Annotated in this window: 18 protein-coding genes, 1 pseudogene and 1 riboswitch; of the genes and pseudogenes, 8 read left to right on the forward strand and 11 right to left on the reverse strand. The window is 75.6% G+C overall.

Annotated features, from left to right (window positions below):
- Positions 1-35: 35 nt before the first annotated feature.
- Positions 36-1,631 (reverse strand): substrate-binding and VWA domain-containing protein, encoded by a 1,596-nt coding sequence (locus F9B16_RS25645; RefSeq protein WP_192808989.1) that lies wholly within the window; start codon positions 1,629-1,631, stop codon positions 36-38.
- A gap of 298 nt (positions 1,632-1,929) precedes the next feature.
- Between F9B16_RS25645 and F9B16_RS25650 the strand changes: the two genes are divergently transcribed.
- From F9B16_RS25650 to F9B16_RS25660, 3 genes and pseudogenes are all read left to right on the forward strand, one after another.
- The gene (locus F9B16_RS25650; RefSeq protein ID WP_151542684.1) at positions 1,930-2,421 is read left to right on the forward strand and encodes an Lrp/AsnC family transcriptional regulator; all 492 of its coding nucleotides are present in this window, start codon (positions 1,930-1,932) and stop codon (positions 2,419-2,421) included.
- 109 nt (positions 2,422-2,530) lie between these two features.
- Positions 2,531-3,397: pseudogene (locus tag F9B16_RS54185) on the forward strand (DMT family transporter); the annotation flags it as partial.
- 83 nt (positions 3,398-3,480) lie between these two features.
- Positions 3,481-3,567: riboswitch (ZMP/ZTP riboswitch) on the forward strand.
- Positions 3,568-3,622: 55 nt separating this feature from the next.
- Positions 3,623-4,894 (forward strand): serine hydroxymethyltransferase, encoded by a 1,272-nt coding sequence (locus tag F9B16_RS25660; RefSeq protein WP_151542686.1) that lies wholly within the window; start codon positions 3,623-3,625, stop codon positions 4,892-4,894.
- 1 nt (position 4,895) lies between these two features.
- Here F9B16_RS25660 and F9B16_RS25665 read toward each other — a convergent pair whose 3' ends face one another.
- Together F9B16_RS25665 and F9B16_RS25670 are read right to left on the reverse strand one after the other, a co-directional pair.
- Positions 4,896-5,690 (reverse strand): class I SAM-dependent methyltransferase, encoded by a 795-nt coding sequence (locus F9B16_RS25665; RefSeq protein WP_151542687.1) that lies wholly within the window; start codon positions 5,688-5,690, stop codon positions 4,896-4,898.
- On the reverse strand, positions 5,674-6,744 hold the full coding sequence (locus F9B16_RS25670; protein WP_151542688.1) for a GNAT family N-acetyltransferase: 1,071 nt from the start codon (positions 6,742-6,744) through the stop codon (positions 5,674-5,676). The genes F9B16_RS25665 and F9B16_RS25670 overlap by 17 nt, the downstream gene beginning before the upstream one ends.
- 183 nt (positions 6,745-6,927) lie before the next feature.
- Here F9B16_RS25670 and F9B16_RS25675 point away from each other — a divergent pair, with 183 nt between their 5' ends.
- From F9B16_RS25675 to F9B16_RS25685, 3 genes are read left to right on the forward strand one after another with little or no spacing between them, the layout of a single operon-like run.
- Positions 6,928-7,614 carry a carboxymuconolactone decarboxylase family protein gene (locus F9B16_RS25675; protein WP_151542689.1) on the forward strand — a complete coding sequence of 229 codons (687 nt, stop codon included), beginning with the start codon at positions 6,928-6,930 and terminating at the stop codon, positions 7,612-7,614.
- A gap of 7 nt (positions 7,615-7,621) precedes the next feature.
- The gene (locus tag F9B16_RS25680) at positions 7,622-8,209 is read left to right on the forward strand and encodes a GNAT family N-acetyltransferase (protein ID WP_151542690.1); all 588 of its coding nucleotides are present in this window, start codon (positions 7,622-7,624) and stop codon (positions 8,207-8,209) included.
- Positions 8,210-8,259: 50 nt separating this feature from the next.
- Positions 8,260-9,696: an NAD(P)/FAD-dependent oxidoreductase gene (locus F9B16_RS25685; RefSeq protein ID WP_151542691.1), complete on the forward strand. Its 1,437-nt coding sequence runs from the start codon at positions 8,260-8,262 to the stop codon at positions 9,694-9,696.
- A gap of 4 nt (positions 9,697-9,700) precedes the next feature.
- On the opposite strand, the gene F9B16_RS25690 is transcribed toward F9B16_RS25685, so the two are convergent.
- The 3 genes from F9B16_RS25690 to F9B16_RS25700 are packed head-to-tail and all read right to left on the reverse strand — an operon-like array spanning position 9,701 to position 11,830.
- On the reverse strand, positions 9,701-10,483 hold the full coding sequence (locus F9B16_RS25690) for an isocitrate lyase/PEP mutase family protein (RefSeq protein WP_151542692.1): 783 nt from the start codon (positions 10,481-10,483) through the stop codon (positions 9,701-9,703).
- Positions 10,480-11,325: a cytochrome P450 gene (locus tag F9B16_RS25695; protein WP_151542693.1), complete on the reverse strand. Its 846-nt coding sequence runs from the start codon at positions 11,323-11,325 to the stop codon at positions 10,480-10,482. The genes F9B16_RS25690 and F9B16_RS25695 overlap by 4 nt, the downstream gene beginning before the upstream one ends.
- A gap of 10 nt (positions 11,326-11,335) precedes the next feature.
- A complete protein-coding gene (locus tag F9B16_RS25700; protein ID WP_225991939.1) occupies positions 11,336-11,830 on the reverse strand; it encodes a MarR family winged helix-turn-helix transcriptional regulator in 495 nt (164 codons plus the stop codon).
- Positions 11,831-11,922: 92 nt separating this feature from the next.
- Here F9B16_RS25700 and F9B16_RS25705 point away from each other — a divergent pair, with 92 nt between their 5' ends.
- Positions 11,923-13,014 (forward strand): amidohydrolase family protein, encoded by a 1,092-nt coding sequence (locus F9B16_RS25705; RefSeq protein ID WP_151542694.1) that lies wholly within the window; start codon positions 11,923-11,925, stop codon positions 13,012-13,014.
- A 10-nt stretch (positions 13,015-13,024) separates the two neighbouring features.
- On the opposite strand, the gene F9B16_RS25710 is transcribed toward F9B16_RS25705, so the two are convergent.
- The gene (locus tag F9B16_RS25710) at positions 13,025-13,756 is read right to left on the reverse strand and encodes an aspartate/glutamate racemase family protein (protein WP_151542695.1); all 732 of its coding nucleotides are present in this window, start codon (positions 13,754-13,756) and stop codon (positions 13,025-13,027) included.
- Positions 13,757-13,853: 97 nt separating this feature from the next.
- Here F9B16_RS25710 and F9B16_RS25715 point away from each other — a divergent pair, with 97 nt between their 5' ends.
- Positions 13,854-14,408: a helix-turn-helix domain-containing protein gene (locus tag F9B16_RS25715; RefSeq protein WP_225991940.1), complete on the forward strand. Its 555-nt coding sequence runs from the start codon at positions 13,854-13,856 to the stop codon at positions 14,406-14,408.
- 25 nt (positions 14,409-14,433) lie between these two features.
- Here F9B16_RS25715 and F9B16_RS25720 read toward each other — a convergent pair whose 3' ends face one another.
- Genes F9B16_RS25720 through F9B16_RS25735 form a run of 4 tightly spaced genes read right to left on the reverse strand, consistent with a single transcriptional unit; the run spans position 14,434 to position 18,702 of the window.
- Positions 14,434-15,837 carry an MmgE/PrpD family protein gene (locus tag F9B16_RS25720; RefSeq protein WP_151542697.1) on the reverse strand — a complete coding sequence of 468 codons (1,404 nt, stop codon included), beginning with the start codon at positions 15,835-15,837 and terminating at the stop codon, positions 14,434-14,436.
- Positions 15,834-16,652 carry a cyclase family protein gene (locus F9B16_RS25725; RefSeq protein ID WP_151542698.1) on the reverse strand — a complete coding sequence of 273 codons (819 nt, stop codon included), beginning with the start codon at positions 16,650-16,652 and terminating at the stop codon, positions 15,834-15,836. Before F9B16_RS25725 ends, F9B16_RS25720 begins: the two co-directional genes overlap by 4 nt.
- Complete coding sequence (locus F9B16_RS25730) at positions 16,649-17,518, reverse strand: HpcH/HpaI aldolase/citrate lyase family protein (RefSeq protein ID WP_151542699.1); 870 nt, start codon at positions 17,516-17,518, stop codon at positions 16,649-16,651. Before F9B16_RS25730 ends, F9B16_RS25725 begins: the two co-directional genes overlap by 4 nt.
- The gene (locus F9B16_RS25735; RefSeq protein ID WP_151542700.1) at positions 17,515-18,702 is read right to left on the reverse strand and encodes a CaiB/BaiF CoA transferase family protein; all 1,188 of its coding nucleotides are present in this window, start codon (positions 18,700-18,702) and stop codon (positions 17,515-17,517) included. The genes F9B16_RS25730 and F9B16_RS25735 overlap by 4 nt, the downstream gene beginning before the upstream one ends.
- Positions 18,703-19,048 lie beyond the last annotated feature (346 nt).

The following is a 19,048-nucleotide window of genomic DNA, read 5'->3' on the forward strand; positions in this document are numbered from 1 at the left end:
CTCACCACGGCGCTGCCCTCACCACGGCGCCGGGCTCAGCAGGACGGGGCGCACAGGCGGCGGGCCGTGGCCTCGCCGAAGATCCGCAGGATGTCCTGCGGGGCGCGGGCGGTGTAGACGCTGCCGCCGGTGGCGTCGGCGAGCCGCCGCAGCTCGGCGGTGTCGACGTCCGGGCCGAAGCCGATCACGATGATCTGCACGGGGCGGGTCTCCTCGCGCCCGGCGCGCAGCGCGGCGACCGTGCGGTCCAGGGTCGGGCCGCCGGGGTCGTCGTTGCGGCCGTCGGTGAACACCAGCACCGTGTTGACCATCTCCGGCCGGTAGGTGCGGCGCATGTACCGGACGGCGGCGAGGACCGTGTCGTACAGGCCGGTGGCGCCGTCGGGTTTCGGGCGCAGCGTGGCCAGCGAGCTGAGGATGCGCTGGCGCCGCGTGACGGACCCGATCCGCCCGCCGAGCGGGCCCATCGGGACGGTCTGCCGCCAGTCGCGGTCGCCGTCCAGCCGGGTGGAGAAGATCCACTGGCCGAGTTCGGTGTCGTCGGGCTGCAGGGCGAGGCCCTCCTGGGAGGCTTGCGCGATCGCCTGGAGCCGGGTCAGCCGCGAGCCGGGCACCGGCTGCGCCATCGACCCGGAGACGTCGAGCACCGACAGCATCCGGGAGCCGAGCGTCAGCCGTGCCCACTCCTGCGCCGTCCGGCGGACGAGGGCGGGGTCGGGTTCGGCGAGGACGGCGGGCGGGGCCGCCGACAGTCCGGACGTCCGGGCGAACGCGGCCGGCGCCCGCCCGGTGGGATCGCGGAATCCCGCCGCCAGGAACCGCTCGCGGGCCTCGCCGCCGCGCAGCGCGCGCTCGAACAGCCGCGCGCCGGGACGGTCGTCGACGATCGTGAACGGATAATCGAGCGACAGGGTCCCGTCGCGCGGGTAGACGGCATGGAAAGCGGCCGCCGGTTCCTTGCGGTCGTGCTCCCACACGGCCTGCTCGGGGACGGCCAGGACGGGTGCAGGCTGCGAGGCGGCCTTGGCCGCCAGGCCGAACTCGCCGGCCACGTCCGGTGCGGTGCTCTCCCGGACCGAGCGCGCGAACGCCGCGAACGCGGCGTCTCCGTCCCGCTCCCTCGCGATCAGCAGTGAGGCGATCCCGGCTCCGGTGCGGGACGGGTCGGCGAGGACAAGCCGGACGGCCCGCGAGCGCCGCTCGCCGGGCGCCGCCGCGTGCAGGAGGTCCGTCCAGGTGCCGGGCGTCCCGGCGGCCTGTGCGCGCGGGACGGCGGCGACCAGCGGCGAGCGCGCCAGCGGGCCGCCCACCGTGCGCGGGGGCTTGCTCAGCAGCCGCAGCCAGAGGGAGGAGTCCGGCACCCACAGGTCGGGGCGACGCACGCCCGCACCGGCGGGGATCTGCCCGGACAGCAGCGCCGTCACGCCCGCCGGGCCCGCAGCCCGGACGGTGACGCGGACGCATTTCCCGCCCGCCCGGTGGTCGGCGCCGTTGAAGCCGTCGGCGACCGCCGAGACGGCGGGCGCGAGCTCCGGCGCGACGGCCGCGTCGAGCGTCGTCACCCCGCCGGAGCACGCCGTGATCGCCGACAGCGCGTACACCGACGTGCCGAGCACCGTCGCGATCGCCATGCACACGACCGCCACGGCCCGGCGCGCGCGCCGGTTCCGCCGCCGCGCGCGCCGTCCCGTTTCCCGATGGGCCCCGCTCACGATGACCTCGACTCCCCGTAGGGCGGCCCGCGCCGCCGCTGTGGGCCGCCAATTGTGGGCGCCCGGCCGGACGGGAGGCATCGGTGAAATCACCAGTCCCTCCCGTCCCGTGCCGGGAGCACCGCGAGTGAGCGAATAATCTTCGGTAGAGAGGATGCTCCGGCGCATTTTCCGCGCGGGAGTTCGGCACGCGGCGGCGAGTTCGGGAGGGAGTCACATGGACGCGGTCGACCAGGCGATCCTGCGGCGGTTGCAGCGGGACGGGCGGCAGACGAACCGGGAGCTGGCCGAGGCGGTGGGGATCGCCCCGTCCACGGCGCTGGAAAGGACGCGGGCGCTGCGCTCGCGCGGCGTCATCACCGGCTTCCACGCGGCGGTCGACTTCGAGCGGCTCGGCCGCGGCGTGCAGGCGCTGATCTCGATCCGGATCCGGCCGCAGTCGCGGGAGGCGATCGAGTCGGCGCGCGACAGCATGGCCGCGATGCCCGAGGCGGTGGGCGTCTTCGTCGTGACGGGCAACGAGGACCTGTTCGTCCATGTGGCGGTGCCCAGCACCACGTACCTGCGGGACTTCGTGCTGGATCGCCTGGCCCGCCGCAAGGAGTTCGTGGACGTCCGGACCCTCGTGGTGTACGACTACGTCCAGCCGAAGGAGCAGGGCGAACTTCCGGCGGCCGACGGCCGTGACGGGCGAACACCGTACGCCTGAGAGGGCGTCCGTGACCGCTTTACCGAAGAACCGCCGGAGCAGAGCGGTCAGTCCGAACGAATGACGCTTCAGAAAGCCGATGGCCGCAGTCCTGCCTAGCTTCAGGGGCATGGACCGACGAAACAACCCGTCCGCGGCGCTGCTCGTCCTGGCCGCCGGAGTCCTGTGGGGGACTGTGGGGCCGGCGCAGGTGCTGGCCGGTTCCGCCGCGAGCCCGGTCGCGGTCGGCGGCGCCCGGATCCTCACCGGCGGGGTGATCCTGGCCGCGCTGGTGCTCGCGCGCGACCCCCGCGCGTTCCGGGCGCTGTCGCGGCGCACGTGGCCGCCGGTGGCCGCCGCGTCCGCCGCCACCGGGATCTTCCAGGCGTCGTTCTTCAGCGCGGTCGGCCGGACGGGCGCCGCGGTCGCGACCGCCGTGGTGTTCGGGCTCGCGCCCGTCTCGACCGGGCTGTGCGAGCGGCTGGTGCTCCGGACGCGGCTGAGCGGGCGCTGGTGGGCGGGCACGGCCTGCGCGATCGGCGGGGTCGCGCTGCTGACGGCGCCGGGCGCGGACGCCCACGTCGACCTGCTCGGCGTCGGGCTCAGCCTGGTCGCCGGGACGTGCTTCGGCGTGTACACGGTGTCGGCGAAGGTCCTGACCGGCCGGAGCGGGCCGGCCGGCGGCGGCATGGGGATGGCGGCGGCGGTGTCGGTGACGCTGCTCGCCGGCGGGTCCGTGCTGCTGCCCTGGACGCTCGCGGACCTGCCGGAGCTCGCGGCGCCCCGGTCGGCGGCCCTGGTGGCGTGGCTCGGCGTCGCCGCGACCGCGGCCGCGTACATGTTCTTCGTCACGGGCCTGCACCGGGTGAGCGCCGCGACGGCCGGGACGCTGAGCCTCGCCGAGCCGCTGGTCGCCGCGGTGCTGGCCGTGGCGGTCCTGGGGGAGCGGATGTCGGGGCGGGTCGCGGTGGGCGCGGTGCTGCTGCTCGGCGGGCTCGTGGTGGTGTCGCTTCCGGCGCGGACAGCCCGCGCCCGCCGCGTCCGGCGAGAGCGGGTGGTGCGGGAGGCGGCTCGCTATGATGGCGCGTACGCGACTGGCGCAGTCAAGGTGGAGACGACCACCGGGGAGCGAAACTAGTCCGCACACCGCGCGCCTGGGTGTACGGGTCCCCTTGCCGGGGCGCCCGCAGCGCGTTCCGGCGCGAGCAGCGCGGAGGTAGTCGTGCACGAGCCCGCCGTCCCCCATCTGCAGGCCGCGGACCCCGAGATCGCCGGGCTGGTCGAGGCGGAGGCCCGCCGCCAGTTCGAGAAGATCCGGCTGATCGCCTCGGAGAACTACGTGTCGCCGGCGGTGCTGGAGGCCACCGGCTCCGTCCTGACCAACAAGTACTCCGAGGGGTACGCCGGCAAGCGGTACTACGAGGGCCAGCAGAACGTCGACCCGATCGAGCTGGCGGCCATCGACCGGGCGAGGCAGCTGTTCGGCGTCGAGCACGCCAACGTCCAGCCGTACTCCGGCTCGCCCGCCAACCTCGCCGTCTACATGGCGTTCCTCGACCCCGGCGACCCGGTGATGGGCCTGTCGCTGCCGATGGGCGGCCACCTGACGCACGGCTGGTCGGTGTCGGCCACCGGCAAGTGGTTCACGCCCGTCCGCTACGAGGTGCGCGCCGACACGGGCCGCGTCGACATGGACGAGGTCCGCGACCTGGCGCTGAAGGAGCGCCCGAAGCTGATCTGGTGCGGCGGGACGGCGGTGCCCCGCACCATCGACTTCCCGGCGTTCGCCGAGATCGCCCGCGAGGTCGGCGCGGTGCTCGCCGCCGACATCGCGCACATCGCGGGCCTGGTCGCGGGCGGCGCGCACCCGTCCCCGGTCGGGCACGCGGACGTGATCACCACGACCACGCACAAGACGCTGCGCGGCCCGCGCGGCGCGATGATCATGTCGACGGCCGAGCACGCCAAGGCGGTCGACAAGGCCGTCTTCCCCGGCCTGCAGGGCGGCCCGCACAACCACACCACCGCCGCGATCGCCGTCGCGCTGAAGGAGGCCGCGGCGCCGGGCTTCGCCCGCTACGCCCGCCAGGTCGTCGCGAACGCGCGGGCGCTCGCGGCGGCGCTGCTGGAGCGCGGCTACGACCTGATCTCCGGCGGCACCGACAACCACCTGATCCTCATCGACCTGACGAACAAGGGCGTCGCGGGCAAGCCCGCCGCGCAGGCCCTCGACCGCGCCGGCATCGAGCTGAACTACAACGCGGTCCCGTTCGACCCGCGCAGGCCGTTCGACCCGTCGGGGCTGCGGCTCGGCACCGGCGCGATCACCACCCGCGGGCTGGACGAGGCGCGGATGCCGCAGGTCGCGGCCTGGATCGACGAGGTCGTGCAGGCCGCCGCGCGGGCGGACGAGACGGTCGTCGAGCGGGTCGCGGGCGAGGTCCGCGAGATGCTGGCCGGCTACCCGATGCCGGGGTGGGCGCCCACCCCCTGAGTCAGGACGGGCGCAGGATCGTGATCATGCGCCAGGCTTCGGGATCGGTGAGGGCGACCGCGTCCGCACCGGTCCCGAAGTCGCCGTACCGGGCGACGACGTCCAGGCCGCGGGCGAGCCGGATCGCCGCGTCCAGCTCGGTCGCCGTCCAGAACCGGTAGGGGACGACGTCCTCGATGATGCGGGTCGCGCCGTCCGCCTCGATCGTCATCGTCACGTGGTCGTCGGCGATCTGCGTGATCGGATCCAGCAGGTCGGTGGGCTCGCCCCACCGGACGGACGCGTGCACGCCGTCGCGCTCGACCGTCCAGCCGGTGCTGACGCTCGGATCGTCCGACAGCCGGTCCCGCGGATGCGACATCTCGATCACGTACAGGCCGCCGGGCGCGAGGTGCGCGGCGACGCGGCGCAGGTGCGCGACGAACGCGTCCAGCGTCATCAGGTGGGACGTGGAGTCCAGCATGGTCAGCACCAGGTCGAACCGGCGGCCGAGGTCGAACGCCGTCATGTCGTCCTCGACGACCTCGACCGAGACGCCCGCGCGCCCGGCCTCGCGCGCCGCGTACGCGCACATCGCGGGGTTCAGGTCCAGCGCGGTCGCGGTGAGGCCGCGGCGGGCCAGCTCGCGGGCGTGCTCGGCGGGCCCGGCGGCCAGCTCCAGCACCGTCCGGACCGGGCCCGCCGCGTCCGGGCGGTGCTCGGCGCACCAGCCGAGCAGCGCGCCCGCCTCGGCGCCGACGTCGCGGAACGAGCAGGCCAGCTCGTAGGCCCAGGGGTCGTCATAGATGCCGGTCACCCCGCCATCCTGCCAGCGCGCCGGGGGCGGGGCGGCCGTCCGCGCGCAGCCTGATCTCCACGATGGACGGCTCCTCGGTGCGGCGGGTCCGGCCGCCGAGCGAGGTCAGCAGCCGCCGCATCCGCACGTTCTCGCTCAGCGCGGTCGCGCGCAGCTCCACCAGGCCGCGCTCGCGGGCCAGCCCCAGCAGCAGCTCGGCGAGCGCGCGGCCGAGGCCTCGGCCCTGCCAGGCGTCCTCGACGAGGAACGCCAGCTCCGCGACGCCCGGGTCGAGCACGTGGATCAGGTGCGCGAGGGCGAGCAGTGACCCGTCCGGTCCCTCGGCGACGAGCGTCAGGCCGTGCGCCGGGTCGCAGAACCGCTCGATCGCCCGGGGCGGCGGGTACGGCTTCGGGCTGAAGTAGCGCATCCGGCGGCTGTCCAGCGAGCAGCGCTCGTGCAGCTCGCGGACCGCGCCGGCGTCGCGCGGCTCGATCGGCCGGACGGTCACGTGCGTGCCGTCGCGCAGCGGCAGGCGGCGGGACGCCGGGCGCGGCGGCTCGGCGGGCAGCGCCGCGCGGACGAGGGCGTCGGCGCGGGCCGCCTCCGTCGCGGTGAACGGCAGGCCGTACCGCCGGAGCCGGACGGCCCGCCCGTGCCCCAGCGGGACGGTCAGGACGCAGCCGTCGCCCTCGCCGTCGCGGTCGGCGAGGCGCGCCCAGGCGGACTCGTCGGCGCGCAGCAGCTCGGCGAGGACCTCCGGCACCGCGTGCGGCTCGGCGCGCAGCCGGGACGCCAGCACCAGCGCCCGCGTCGGCTCGTCCACCAGCTCGTGCGGCCGGGCGGGACGGACGGCCGTGCGCGCGCCGCCCGCCGCGGCGAGGGTCTCGGCCAGCTCCCGCGGACCGGCGGCGCCGCGCGGGACGTCCACGAGGAACTCGTCGACCACGCCGCCGGTGTCCACCTGGACCGACAGGGCGAGGATGTTGGCGCCGCGTCCGGCCAGCGCTGCGGTGAGGAGGGCCAGCCGGCCGGGCCGGTCCTCGATCTCGGTGCGGATGCGGAACAACGGCATGGAACGTTCCCTTCGGGGGCCGCCGGCCCGGTCGCGTGCGATCCGTGTCCGGCCGGTGTCCGGTGCGGACGTGTCCACTCTGGTCGGCGGCTGTTACGCGGGCGCTACGTCACCGTGAGCGCGCGGTTTCACATTCCGGACGAGGGCTTGAGAGGCCCGGCGCGACGGCCTAGCGTGCGGTGAGTGATCGACCCCGTGAGCGGTGAGCACGTCAACGACCAACCCCGCAACGGGCCGCTCGCGGCCCGCCTGCCCCTGCTGTCGCCCGCCTCGCTCGGCGCCGAGCAGCAGGCCGTGTACGAGGCCCTGACCGGAGGCCCCCGCGCCGACGGCGGGAGCGGGCCGTACGGGTTCGTGGACGCCGAGGGCCGCCTCCTCGGCCCGTTCAACGCGATGCTGTACAGCCCGGCCGTCGGGATGCCGCTGCAGGACCTCGGCGCCGCGCTACGGTTCCGCACGGCGTTCACCAAGCGCGAGCGGGAGATCGCGACCCTGGTCGTCGCCGCGCACCTGCGCTCGGACTACGAGTGGTACGCGCACGAGCGGCTCGGCCGCCGCGCCGGCCTGAGCGAGGACGAGATCGACGCGCTGCGCGAGGGCCGCGCCCCGATGCTCGCCGACGCCCGCGAGCGCCTCGTCCACGAGGCCGCCCGGCAGCTGGTCGCCGAGCACGACCTCGCGGACGCCGTCTACGCCGAGGCGGTCGCGACCCTCGGCCGGCCCGCCGTCGTCGAGCTCGTCACCCTCGTCGGCTACTACAGCGCCCTGGCGACGCAGCTGCGGGTGTTCCGGGTGGGCGTGCCCGACGGCGAGCCCGCCCCGCCCTGGCCCGGGAACGGCGCCGACGGCGGCCCGGCGCAGGACGGGTGAGGCCGCGATGACCGAGACGCTGCAGACCGGACGGCTCGCCCTGCACCCCATCGGCATGACCGACCACCACGCGCTGCTGACGCACTGGACCGGCCCGGTCGTCCGCCGGCACCTGTTCGACGGCGCGTCGATCTCGCCCGTCCAGGTCACCGAGATCATCGAGACCAGCGAGCGGGACTTCGCCACCGAGGGCTACGGCCTGTGGGCGCTGCGGCCCCTGCGCCGGGGGCTCGGGCCGGCGGAGCCGCGGCCGGGCGCGCCGCTGATCGGGGTGGCGGGGCTGCGCGGCCACGAGGGCCCGTTCGACCGGGGGGTGGACGTGGAGATCCTCTACAGCCTCGAACCGGACCGGTGGGGGCAGGGGCTGGCGGCGGAGGCGTCCCGCGCGGTGCTGGACTACGCGTTCGGGGTGGTCGGGCTGCGCCGCGTCACCGCCGAGATCGACCCCGACAGCGCGGTGTCCGCCGAGGTCGCCGCGAGCCTCGGGATGCGGCCGTGGCGCGGCGGCCCGGACGGTCCCGACGGCGCGTCCTACTATGCCGCCGACCGGTCCGGGTGGCTCGGATCCCGTCGCGGGATCGACGCCGTCCCATAGAATCCGTCGCCCTCTACCGTCCGGACTGCTGAATACAGCAGTATGAGCGGATGAGCTCCTCGTCCGGGCGGGCGCCGCTGGCGCCCGGCTTCGCCAACGGCGGCGTCTCCCACTGGTACCTGCCCGCCGGCCGCCCCGAACCGGGCCCGCGCCTGCCCGGCCCGCGCCGCGCCGACGTCTGCGTGGTCGGCGCCGGCTACACCGGCCTCTGGACGGCCTACTACCTGAAACGCGCCCGCCCCGAGCTGGAGATCGTCGTGCTGGAGCGCGAGTTCGCCGGGTTCGGCGCGTCCGGCCGCAACGGCGGCTGGGTGCTGGGCGAGATCGCCGGGTCGCGGGAGCGGTACGCGGCGCGGCACGGCCGCATCGCCGCGGTGGCGCTGCAGCACGCGATGTTCGACGCGGTCGACGAGGTGATCCGGGTCGCCGCGGCGGAGGGCATCGACGCCGACCTGGTGAAGAGCGGGGTGCTGCACGTCGCCCGCAACCCCGCGCAGCGGGCCCGGCTCGCCGCGATGGTCGCCGGCTCCCGGGAATGGGGCTGGACGGAGGAGGACCTCGTCCCCCTGCCCGCCGCCGAACGCGACGAGCGGCTGCGCGTCGCGGGCGCGACCGCCGCCGCGTGGAGCCCGCACTGCGCCCGCGTGCAGCCCGCCAAGCTCGTCCGGGGCCTGGCGGAGACCGTCCGCGGGCTCGGCGTGGAGGTCTACGAGCGGACGCCGGTGGTCCGCATCCTGCCGCGCCGCGGCACGGCCCCGGCCGCCGCCGTCACCCCGAACGGGACCGTCACCGCCGAGTACGTGCTGCGCGCGACCGAGGGGTTCACCGCCGGGGTCGGCGGCCACCACCGCGACTGGCTGCCGATGAACAGCTCGATGATCGTCACGACGCCGCTGCCGGCGGAGGTCTGGGACGCGATCGGCTGGGAGGGCCGCGAGCTGCTCGGCGACCTCGCGCACTACTACATGTACGCGCAGCGCACCGCCGACGACCGGATCGCGTTCGGCGGCCGGGGCCGGCCGTACCGCTACGGCTCCCGGGTGGACGACGGCGGCCGGACCCAGCCCGCGACCGTCGCCGAGCTGTGGTCGATGCTCGCCGCGATGTTCCCGGCCGCCGCCGAGCACGGGCGCGTCGCGCACGCCTGGTCCGGCGTCCTCGGCGTGCCCCGCGACTGGTGCTCGACCGTCGTGGTGGACCACGCGTCCGGCCTCGGGCACGCGGGCGGCTACACCGGTCACGGCGTCGCCACGGCGAACCTCGCAGGCCGGACGCTGCGGGACCTCGTCCTGCGCGAGGACACCGAGCTGACGGCGCTGCCGTGGGTGGACCGGCGCGTCCGCCGCTGGGAGCCAGAGCCGCTGCGCTGGCTCGGCGTCCACGCGATGTACGCCCTCTACCGTGCGGCGGACGCCCGCGAGTCCGCGACGTCGTCCCCGCGGACGTCCGCGCTCGCCCACCTCGCCGACGCGATCACCGGTCACTGAACTCTCAGCGTGAGACCAGGGCCTGGACGTCTCCGTAGGAGAACGCGGGGGCGCCGGCGCCGGCGCCGGTCACGTCGAGGGCGGACGCGACCGCGGCCTCCAGCGCCTTGCGGAACAGCAGCGAACCCGTGCTGACCCGCCGGACGCCCAGTTCGGTGAGCCGTGCGATGCCGGTCTTCCCCGGCATGAACAGCACGTTCAGGGGCCGGTCGACGGCCTCGACGACGGCCCGGACGTCGTCGTCGGCGGCAATGCCGGGGACGAACACGCCGTCGGCGCCCGCGTCGGCGAACGCCCGGACCCGCCGCAGCGTCTCGTCCATGTCGGGGGCGCCGCCGGCGAGCCAGAACGTGTCGGTCCGCGCGTTGAGGAACAGCTGCGGAGCCGCGCGCTTCACCGCCGCGATGACCGTGGTCTGGTGGTCGAGCGGGGCGAGCGTCCCGTCGGAGCGTCCGTCCTCGAGGTTGAGGCCGGCGATCCCGTAGGAGGCCAGCTCCGTCGCGAGTTCGGCGACGTCGGCGACCCGCGTGGAGAAGCCGCCCTCGATGTCGACCGTCACCGGGACGGGCAGCCGGGCGAGGTTGCGCGCCAGCGCGAGCGTCTCGTCCCGCGCGTCGCCGGTCGCGTCGGTCTTCCCGGCCGCCGCGGCGACGCCGAGGCTGGTCGTCCCAACGGCGGGGAAGCCCGCCCTCACCAGTGCCGCGCCGCTCGCGAAGTCCCAGGCGTTCGGCAGGAGCAGCGGCCGGTCGCCGCGGTGCAGGTCGTGGAAGGTCTCCGGAAGGGTCATCGGACGGTCTCCAACTCGTTGAGGGCTTCCACCACGCCGGCCGCCAGCTGCACGGCCTGGTCCGCGCCGGGGCAGGGGCGCCGGCCGGTCCCGAACGTCAGATGGGGAGGTTCCCCGCGCGCGGGGTCGAAACGGTCCGGCTCGGCGAACACCGCCGGGTCGCGGTTGGCCGCGCGCAGGTCGAGCGTCACCGTCGTCCCCGCGGCGATGCGCCGCCCCTGGAAGGCGGCCTCCTCGCGGGCGACGCGTCGCATGGCCGGGATCGGCGGGTCGTACCGCAGCGTCTCGGCGATGACGGCCTCGATCGGGCACCCTTGCGCCTCGGGGCGCCGCGACAGCGGCAGCACGTTGCCGACCAGCGCGGCGGTCGCGTCGCAGGCCTGCGTGAAGACGGCGATCCGGTTGGCGACCTCCTCGTCCGGTCCCGGCCCGAGCAGCCGGGCGAGCGTCGCGACGGCCGCGTCCGCGCCGTCCCGCCCTGTCCCGGTGAGGTAGCCGGACGCGGCGAGCGGCACCGCGCCGATGAGGGCGTCCAGGTCGGTGACGCGGAGCGCCTCGCCCAGAGCGGCGATCGGGGCCAGGTCCGGTTCCTCCCCGGCCAGCACGCGTTCGCGGGCGCGCCGCCGCAGGACGGCCGGGTCGGCCTCCTCCAGGGCCTTCGTCACGACGCGCAGCCGCCGCTCGTGCTCGGCGCCTTCGCTGAACCGGCAGACGGCGCCGCGCAGCCAGGCGAGCGAGCCGGGCGGCGCTCCGCCTCCCGCCGCGGGAACGACGAAGCGCTCGTCGGCGAGGACGGCGCCGACCTCGGAGTGCCGGGTGATGACCAGGTCCGTGTCCGCCATGCCCCCGAATCTAGGGACGGTTCGTTTCGGCGCCGGTCGAAATGTCGGCGGCGCGTCCGGCGATCCCGGTGAGGAGCTCGACGAGCCGGGCCCGGTCGGCCGGGTCGAGCGCGCCGAAGAGGCGGGCGCCGACGGCGGCCGCCGTCTCCGCGGACGCCCGCGCGCACCGGCGCCCCTCGTCCGTCAGCTCGATCGCGTAGGCGCGGCGGTCGTGGGCGTCGCGCTTGCGCTCGGCCAGGCCGAGGCGCTCCAGCTCGTCGATCACCCGGACGACGGCGGACTTGTCGAGGCCGAGCAGCGCGCCGAGGCGCCGCTGGCTGGTCGGCCCGAGCCGGTCGAGGGCGGCCAGCACGGCGTGGTGCCTGGTCTCGATCCCGAGCGGCCGCAGCTCGTCGCCGAGCGCGGCGCGGGCGGCGCGGTGGGCCGAGGCGAGCAGCAGGCCCAGCGCGGTGTCGTCGGCGCGCGGGTCGCCGAGCGCGGCCCGGTCCGGAGGTTCGGTCTGCACACCGCGATTTTAGGCGCCGGCGATATAGTCTCATCCGAGACGTTCTCATATACTCCTATTCGGGCGGCTCCGGCGAGAGCAGGGAGAGGCGCATGCGTGCCGAGGACGACCGGCGGACGGGCGGACCGAGCAGGCGGCGGGTGATGACGGCGGCGGCGGTGGCGACCGCGGCCGCCGTCACGGGAGCCGGGACGGGCGCGGCCTCCGCGCGAACCGGCGGGGCGGGCCCGCGGAACGGGCGGATCGACACCCATCACCACGCGCTGCCGCCGGACATGAAGGAATGGGCCGTCGAGCACGGCCTCCTCCCGCCCGAGGGCGGACCCGACTGGGGCCGGTGGGATCTGCACAAGACCCTCGACACCATGGACGACCTGGGCATCGCGGCGGGCGTCGCCTCGGCGCCCGCGCCGTCCGAGGCGTTCCGCGACCGCGCGCTCGCCGTCTCGGGCCCGCGGGTGTTCAACGAGTCGCTGGCCGGCCTCGTGCGGGATCACCCGTCCCGGTTCGGCTTCTTCGCCTACCTGCCGCTGCTCCACGTCGACATCGCGATCCAGGAGGCGGCGTACGCGCTGGACGAGCTGGGCGCCGACGGTGTCCTGCTGATGGCCAACGCGGGCGGGCGCTACCTGGGCGACCCCGCGTTCGACCCGCTGTTCGCCGAGCTGGACCGGCGCGGCGCGGTCGCGTTCGTCCACCCCGCCGGGCTCGCGGACGCGCGTCCCGTCCCGGGCGTCGAGGACTGGATCGCCGACTTCATGCTCGACACGACCCGCACCGCCCTCAGCCTCGTCAGCGCGGGCACCCTCGACCGGTACAAGCGGCTGTCGGTGATCCTCGCCCACGCCGGCGGCTTCCTGCCCTACGTGGGCGGACGCGTCGAGCACGCGGGCCGGCAGGGCGAGGGGCCGAGTCCGGCGGCGTTCCGGCGGGCCGTGCGGCGCTTCCACTACGACACCGCCATGCCGATGTCGCCGTACGCGACGCCGTCCCTGCTCGCCGCCGCGGGCGCCGGGCGCCTGCTCTTCGGCACCGACTGGCCGCAGGTCACCCGTCCCGAGGTGGACCGGATGACGGCGCTCCTCGATCGCGACCCGTCCCTGGACCGGCGCGCGCACGCCGCGGTGAACAGGGAGAACGCCCTCCGGCTCTTCCCGGCGCTGGCGCGCCGCCTCAGGGGCTGACGGCCGGCCCTCAGGGGCTGACGGCGGGCCCGCCGCGCCAGGACGGCATCGGGCGGAGACCCGCCGCGGCCTCGAACGCGGCGCGCGCCAGCAGGCGCGTCGAGTCGAGCGTCGGCAGCGGCGACACCTCCGGCGTGACCAGCAGCGGGATCTCGGTGCAGACCAGCGCGACGGCGTCGCAGCCGCGCCCGGCGAGCCGCTCGATGATCCGCACGTACTCGCGGCGGGACTCCTCGGTGACGACGCCGTTCACCAGCTCGCCGAAGATGATCTCGTGGACGCGGGCGCGGTCGGCGGCGTCCGGCACCACGGCCTCGATGCCGCGCGCGGCGAGCTCGCGCGGGTAGACCGGGCCGTCCATGGTGTAGCGGGTGCCGAGGACGCCGACGCGGGCGCGCCCGTCGCGGGCGGCCCGGTCGGCGACGGCCTCGGCGATGTGCAGCCCGGGGAGCGCCAGGTCGCCGCCGGGCCGCTCCAGCGCCATGTGGGCGGTGTTGTCGGGGCAGGCGAAGAACGTGGCCCCGGCGGCGGCGAGGCGCCGGACGCTCTCGGCGAGGATCGCGCGGACGGCGTCGTGGTCGCCCGCGTCCCAGGACGGCATGCTGCGCGCGAGCGCGATCAGGTCGAGCGTGACGTCGGGGTGGTCGTCGGGGCCGAGCTCGCGGAAGCCCTCGTGGCAGAAGGCGCGGAAGCACAGCGCGGCGCCCTCCGCGCTGTGGGCGAGGATGCCGAGATGCTCCATGATCGCTCCAGTCCGATGTGCCGAACATCTGTCCATTAGAATGAACAACCGGAGGAGTGTTCGTCAAACTGAACACCCGGACGTCTGGAGCGAACACGTGGGGAACCTCGACCTGATCGCGCAGATCGCCGCCTCGATCCGGCGGGAGCGCGCCCGCGCCGGGCTGACCCAGACCGAGCTGGCCCGGCGCGCCGGCATCGCCAAGTCGACGCTGTCCCAGCTGGAGGCGGGCACCGGCAACCCGAGCGTGGAGACGCTGTGGGCGCTCGGCGGCGCCCTCGAGGTCCCGTTCAGCCGGCTGGTCGACCCGCCGCGGGCGGGCGTGCGGGTCGTCCGCGCGGGGGAGGGCCCGGCCACCCGCTCGGAGCAGGCGGACTACACGGCGACGCTGCTGGCGTCGTGCCCGCCGAACGCCCGCCGCGACGTCTACCGCGTCGCGGCGGAACCGGGGGAGCCGCACCTGTCCGGCCCGCACCTGCCCGGCACGACCGAGCACGTGGTCCTCAGCACCGGCCGCGCCCTGGCCGGTCCGGCGGACGATCCCGTCGAACTGGCCCCGGGGGACTACGTCGCCTATCCCGGCGACGCCCCGCACGTATTCCGCGCCCTCGCCCCCGGCACCACCGCGACCTTCATCCTGGAGCACACCTGACTCGCCGCAAGTGGACGGGCCCGGGTCAGGTGAGGAGGGCGGTGAGGGCGCTCAGGTCCTCCAGGTCGGCCAGGCCGTAGGCCAGGTCGGTGATCCGGTCGGCCTGCTCCGGGGGGACGCGGCGGGCGGCGTTGAGGCGGAACTTGGTCGCCAGCTCCTCGGCCGACAGCGGGTTGCCCGGGCCGCCGCGGTTGGCGTCCACCCGCTCCTCCAGGACGGCGCCGCCGCTGGTCGTCACGCGCAGGACGGCCGGGAACTGGTGCGGGAAGATCTCGTCGCAGCGGGCGTCCGGCACGCACCGGACCTTCGCGGCCAGCGCGAGCCGCTCCGGGTCGGCGGCGGCCTCGTCGGTGAAGTCCTCGTGGAAGACGCCGAGCCCGCCGCCGCCGAGCAGCGCCGCCGCGACCGTGTACGGCCCGGAGAACGCGGCGTGGTAGCCGGACTTCGGACGGATCTTGTCCTCGCGTGGCTCGCCGATCGTGCGGAGCACGGCCGTGGGCGCGCCCAGCTCGATGCCCTCAATGTCGGACGGGTCGAGCCCGCGCGCGCGGAGCCGCAGCGCGGCGTCGATGCCCGCGTGGGTGAAGTGGTTGCACGGGTACGGCTTGAAGAAGATCCCGGGCAGTTCCCAGTGCTCGCCGAGCCGGTCGGTGAGCGCGCCGAGGTCGACCTGGTCGCCGCACCACGCCTGCAGGAACCCGAACCGTCCCTCGAACACGGTCGGCGGGCCGGTGATGCCTGTGCGGGCGAGGCCGGCGGCGGTGACGGCGGCGTGCGCGGCCCAGCCGCAGTGGATCCGCTTGACGGTCCCGCCGGTCCGGTTGGCCTCCAGGATCCCGGAGCCCATGCTGGCGGCGATGCCCATCGCGTCGGCGATCCCGGCCGCGTCCAGCCCGGACAGCATCGCGGCGGACGCCGCCGCCCCGACGGCGCCGCAGATCGCGGTGGCGTGCTGGCCGCGCTCGAAGAACACCGAGTTGCCCAGCGCGCGGTCGTACCCGGCCATGCCGAGCCGGACGGTGATCTCCACGCCGACGCCCACCGCGTCCAGCAGCGCCGCACCGGTCGCGCCGCGCGCCTCGGCGACGGCGAGCGCGGCGGGCACGACCGACGCGGACGGGTGCAGCACCGACGGCAGGTGCGTGTCATCGAAGTCGAGCGAGTGGGCGAGGGTGCCGTTCAGCAGCGCGGCGCTGGGCTCGGGGAGCCGGGCGCCGGTGCCGATCGCGGTGGCGCGGCCCGCGCCGCCCCATTCGGCGACCAGCTCGCCGACCGCGCGGGCCGGTGCCTCGCCGGTCGCGCCGAGGCTGTTGCCCAGGGCGTCCAGGACGCGGCGCGCGGCGTCGGCGCGCAGCTCGGCGGGCAGCCCGTCCGCCCGCGCGCCGGCGGCGAGCGCGGCGAGCCGCTGGACCGGGGTCGGCGCGGTCATGCCGACACCGCCGCGAGGGGCCGGACGGGGGAGCCGGTGCCGCCCTTGATCCGCAGCGGGGCGAGCACGAACGCGAACTCGTGCAGCCCGGCCTCGGCGAGCGCCTCCAGGTTCAGGTGCTCCATGATGAAGATCCCCGACTCGACCAGCAGGATCCGGTGGACGGGCAGCACCGCGTGGCCCGCGCCCGCCGGGATCTGCTCGTAGGCGGTGGTGTCGGCGCCGGTCGCGACGATCTTCCGGTCCGCCAGCCAGCGGGCCGCCTCCGGCGTCGCGCCGGGCACGCCCGTCTCCTTGCCGAGGTAGGCGGTGGTGTCGCCGAAGTTGCGCGACCAGCCGGTGCGGACCAGCGCGACGTCGCCCTCGCCGGGCTCGGCCCCGGCGCGCTTCGCGGCGAGGTCGAGGTCCTCGGCGGTCACCCCGTAGCCGGGCGGCAGCGTCGCGACGCCGTGCACGGCGGCGACGTCGAGCAGGACGCCGCGGCGCAGCAGGCCCGGCAGGTTCTCGGCGCCGTGGCTGGTGAACGCCCCGCCGCGCTGCGCCTCGGCGGCGTCGATCCCGCCGTGCAGCGCACCGTCGTGGCTGACGTGCGAGAGCGCGTCGATGTGGGTGCCGACGTGCCCGCCGGTCACGATGATCTCGTTGGCGGCCGAGCCGCCGTCCGGGCGCTCCATGTCGCCATGCCGGCGGATCAGCGTCATCCGGAAGCCGGGGTGGTTGGGGGAGCAGGGCATGCCGGTGAAGAACGGCTGGCCGAGCTCGATCAGCCGGACGCCGCGGGCGACCGCCGCGAGCAGCGGGTCCTGGGTGGTCATGAGGGGGAGCCTTCCTTCTGCGGTGCGGGGCGGTGGGCGGACGCGGCGACGGCGAGGATCCAGGCGGCGCGCTCGACGACCGCCTTGTCCACGAACCGGCCGGCGGAGTCGATCCACGCGGCGGCACCGGTGGTGCCGTCGCGCTCGGTGAGCTGGTCCATGAGGCCGCGCGCCCAGGCGACGTCGGCGGGGTCGGGCGCGCACGCCTCGTGGACGACGGGGATCTGCGCGGGGTGGATCACCGACCGGCCGAAGAACCCGGCCCGGTGCCCGGCGGCGGTGTCGGCGCGCAGGCCGTCCAGGTCGCGGACGGCGGTCCACACGCTCTGCGGCGGGGACGGCAGCCCGGCGGCGCGGGCGGCGACGACCACCCGCGAGCGCGGCCAGGCCAGCGCGTCGCCGCCGGTCACCCGCAGGTCGGCGGACAGGTCGGCCTCGCCGAGCGAGATCCCTGCGACGAGCGGGTGCGCGGTGGCGAGCGCGAGGGCATTCTCCACGCCGAGCGCCGACTCCAGGACGGGGAACACCGGCACGCCGAGCGCGTCGGCGACGCGGCGCAGCGCGGCCGGGTCCTCGCACTTGGGGATCCGCACGCCGGCGAGCGCGCCGGGCGCGGACGCCAGCAGGCCGATGTCGGCGGTGCCGTCCGGCGTGCCGGGCGCGTTGATCCGCACGTAGGCGGGCCGTCCTTCCGCCAGGACGGCGGCGACGGTGCGGCGGGCGGTGTCCTTTTCGTCCGGGGCGACGGCGTCCTCCAGGTCGAGGATCACCGCGTCCGCGCCGGAGTCCAGCGCCTTGCCGATGCGGTCGGGGCGGTCGCCGGGGACGTACAGCCAGGTCCGGTGCGGATGCTCGGGCCCGGTCACTTCACCACCCCCTTGGCGCGCAGTTCGTCCAGCTCCGCCTCGCCTACCCCGTAGCGGCCGAGGATCTCGGCGGTGTGCGCGCCGAGCGGCGGCCCGGCCGAGTCGATGTGCCCGGGCGTCCGCGACAGCCGGAACAGGACGTTCTGCATCTTCACCGGGCCCAGCTCGTCGTCGGGGACGGTCGCGATGGTGCCGAGCGCCTCGAACTGCGGGTCGGTCATGACGTCGGCGGCGGTGTAGATCGGCGCGACGGCGGCCTCGGCCTCCTCGAACGCCTTCACCACCTCGTCGCGGTCGCGCTGGGCGATCCACGAGCCGACGGCCTCGTCCAGCTCGTCGGCGTGCTCGGCGCGCTCGGCGCCGGTGGCGAACCACGGCTCGTCGATGTACTCGGGCCGGCCGACCAGCCGCATCACCCGCTCGGCGATCGACTGGGCGCTGGTGGAGATCGCGACCCAGCCGCCGTCGCGGGTCCGGTAGGTGTTGCGCGGCGCGTTGTTGTGCGACCGGTTGCCGGTGCGGGCCTGCAGCTCGCCGAGCTGGTCGTAGGTGATGATCTGCGGGCCGAGCAGGGTCAGGATCGGCTCGATGATCGCCAGGTCGACGACCTGGCCCTCGCCGGTGGCCTCCCGCGCGCGCAGCGCCGTCATCACCGCGAACGCGGTGGTCAGCGCGGCGATCCCGTCGGCGAGGCCGAACGGCGGCAGGGTCGGCGGACCGTCCGGCTCGCCGGTGATGGCGGCGAACCCGCTCATCGCCTCGGCGAGCGTGCCGAAGCCGGGCCGCCGCGCGTACGGGCCGGTCTGCCCGAATCCGGTGACCCGGGCCAGCACCAGCTTCGGGTTGATCTTCTTCAGCTCGTCGTACCCGAGGCCCCAGCGCTCCAGCGTGCCGGGCCGGAAGTTCTCGATCACCACGTCGGCGTCGGCGGCGAGCCGGCGGAAGAGCTCCTGGCCCTCGGGGGAGCCGAGGTAGAGGGTGATCGCCTTCTTGTTGCGGCCGAGCATCTTCCACCACAGCCCGACCCCGTCGCGGCGGGCGCCGTGGCTGCGCACCGGGTCGCCCTTCGGGTGCTCGATCTTGATCACCTCGGCCCCGAAGTCGGCGAGCAGCGTGGCCGCCAGCGGCCCGGCGAACAGCGTGGCCGCGTCGAGCACGCGGACTCCGGACAGGGCGTCGGGCATGGGCGGTACCGCCTTCGGTTCTGATCGTTTCTCGTAGCGGAACAATGTTAAGTCCATGTTCCGGCGCCGTGTCCGGGCCGGACGCCTTCAAGTTGGCACCGGCTGTCGAGTTCCGTCAAGTTTCACCTAGATATTGACCGGGTCACGTGATGGATGCCACCATGACGCATCAGTGGCCCGGTGTTCCTCTAAGCGGAACGATCGCCGAGGGGTGGTGCCGGGCAGGCAGGAGAGGTGAATGTCGGCTCGAAAGCTCGTCGCCGGGCTCGGCGCGTGCGCGGCTCTGCTGGCCGCCACCGCCGGCTGCGGCGGCTCGGCGCCGTCCGGCGCCGCCGGGGCCGCGGCG

This window comes from Actinomadura montaniterrae, assembly GCF_008923365.1.
GTDB lineage: Bacteria > Actinomycetota > Actinomycetes > Streptosporangiales > Streptosporangiaceae > Spirillospora > Spirillospora montaniterrae.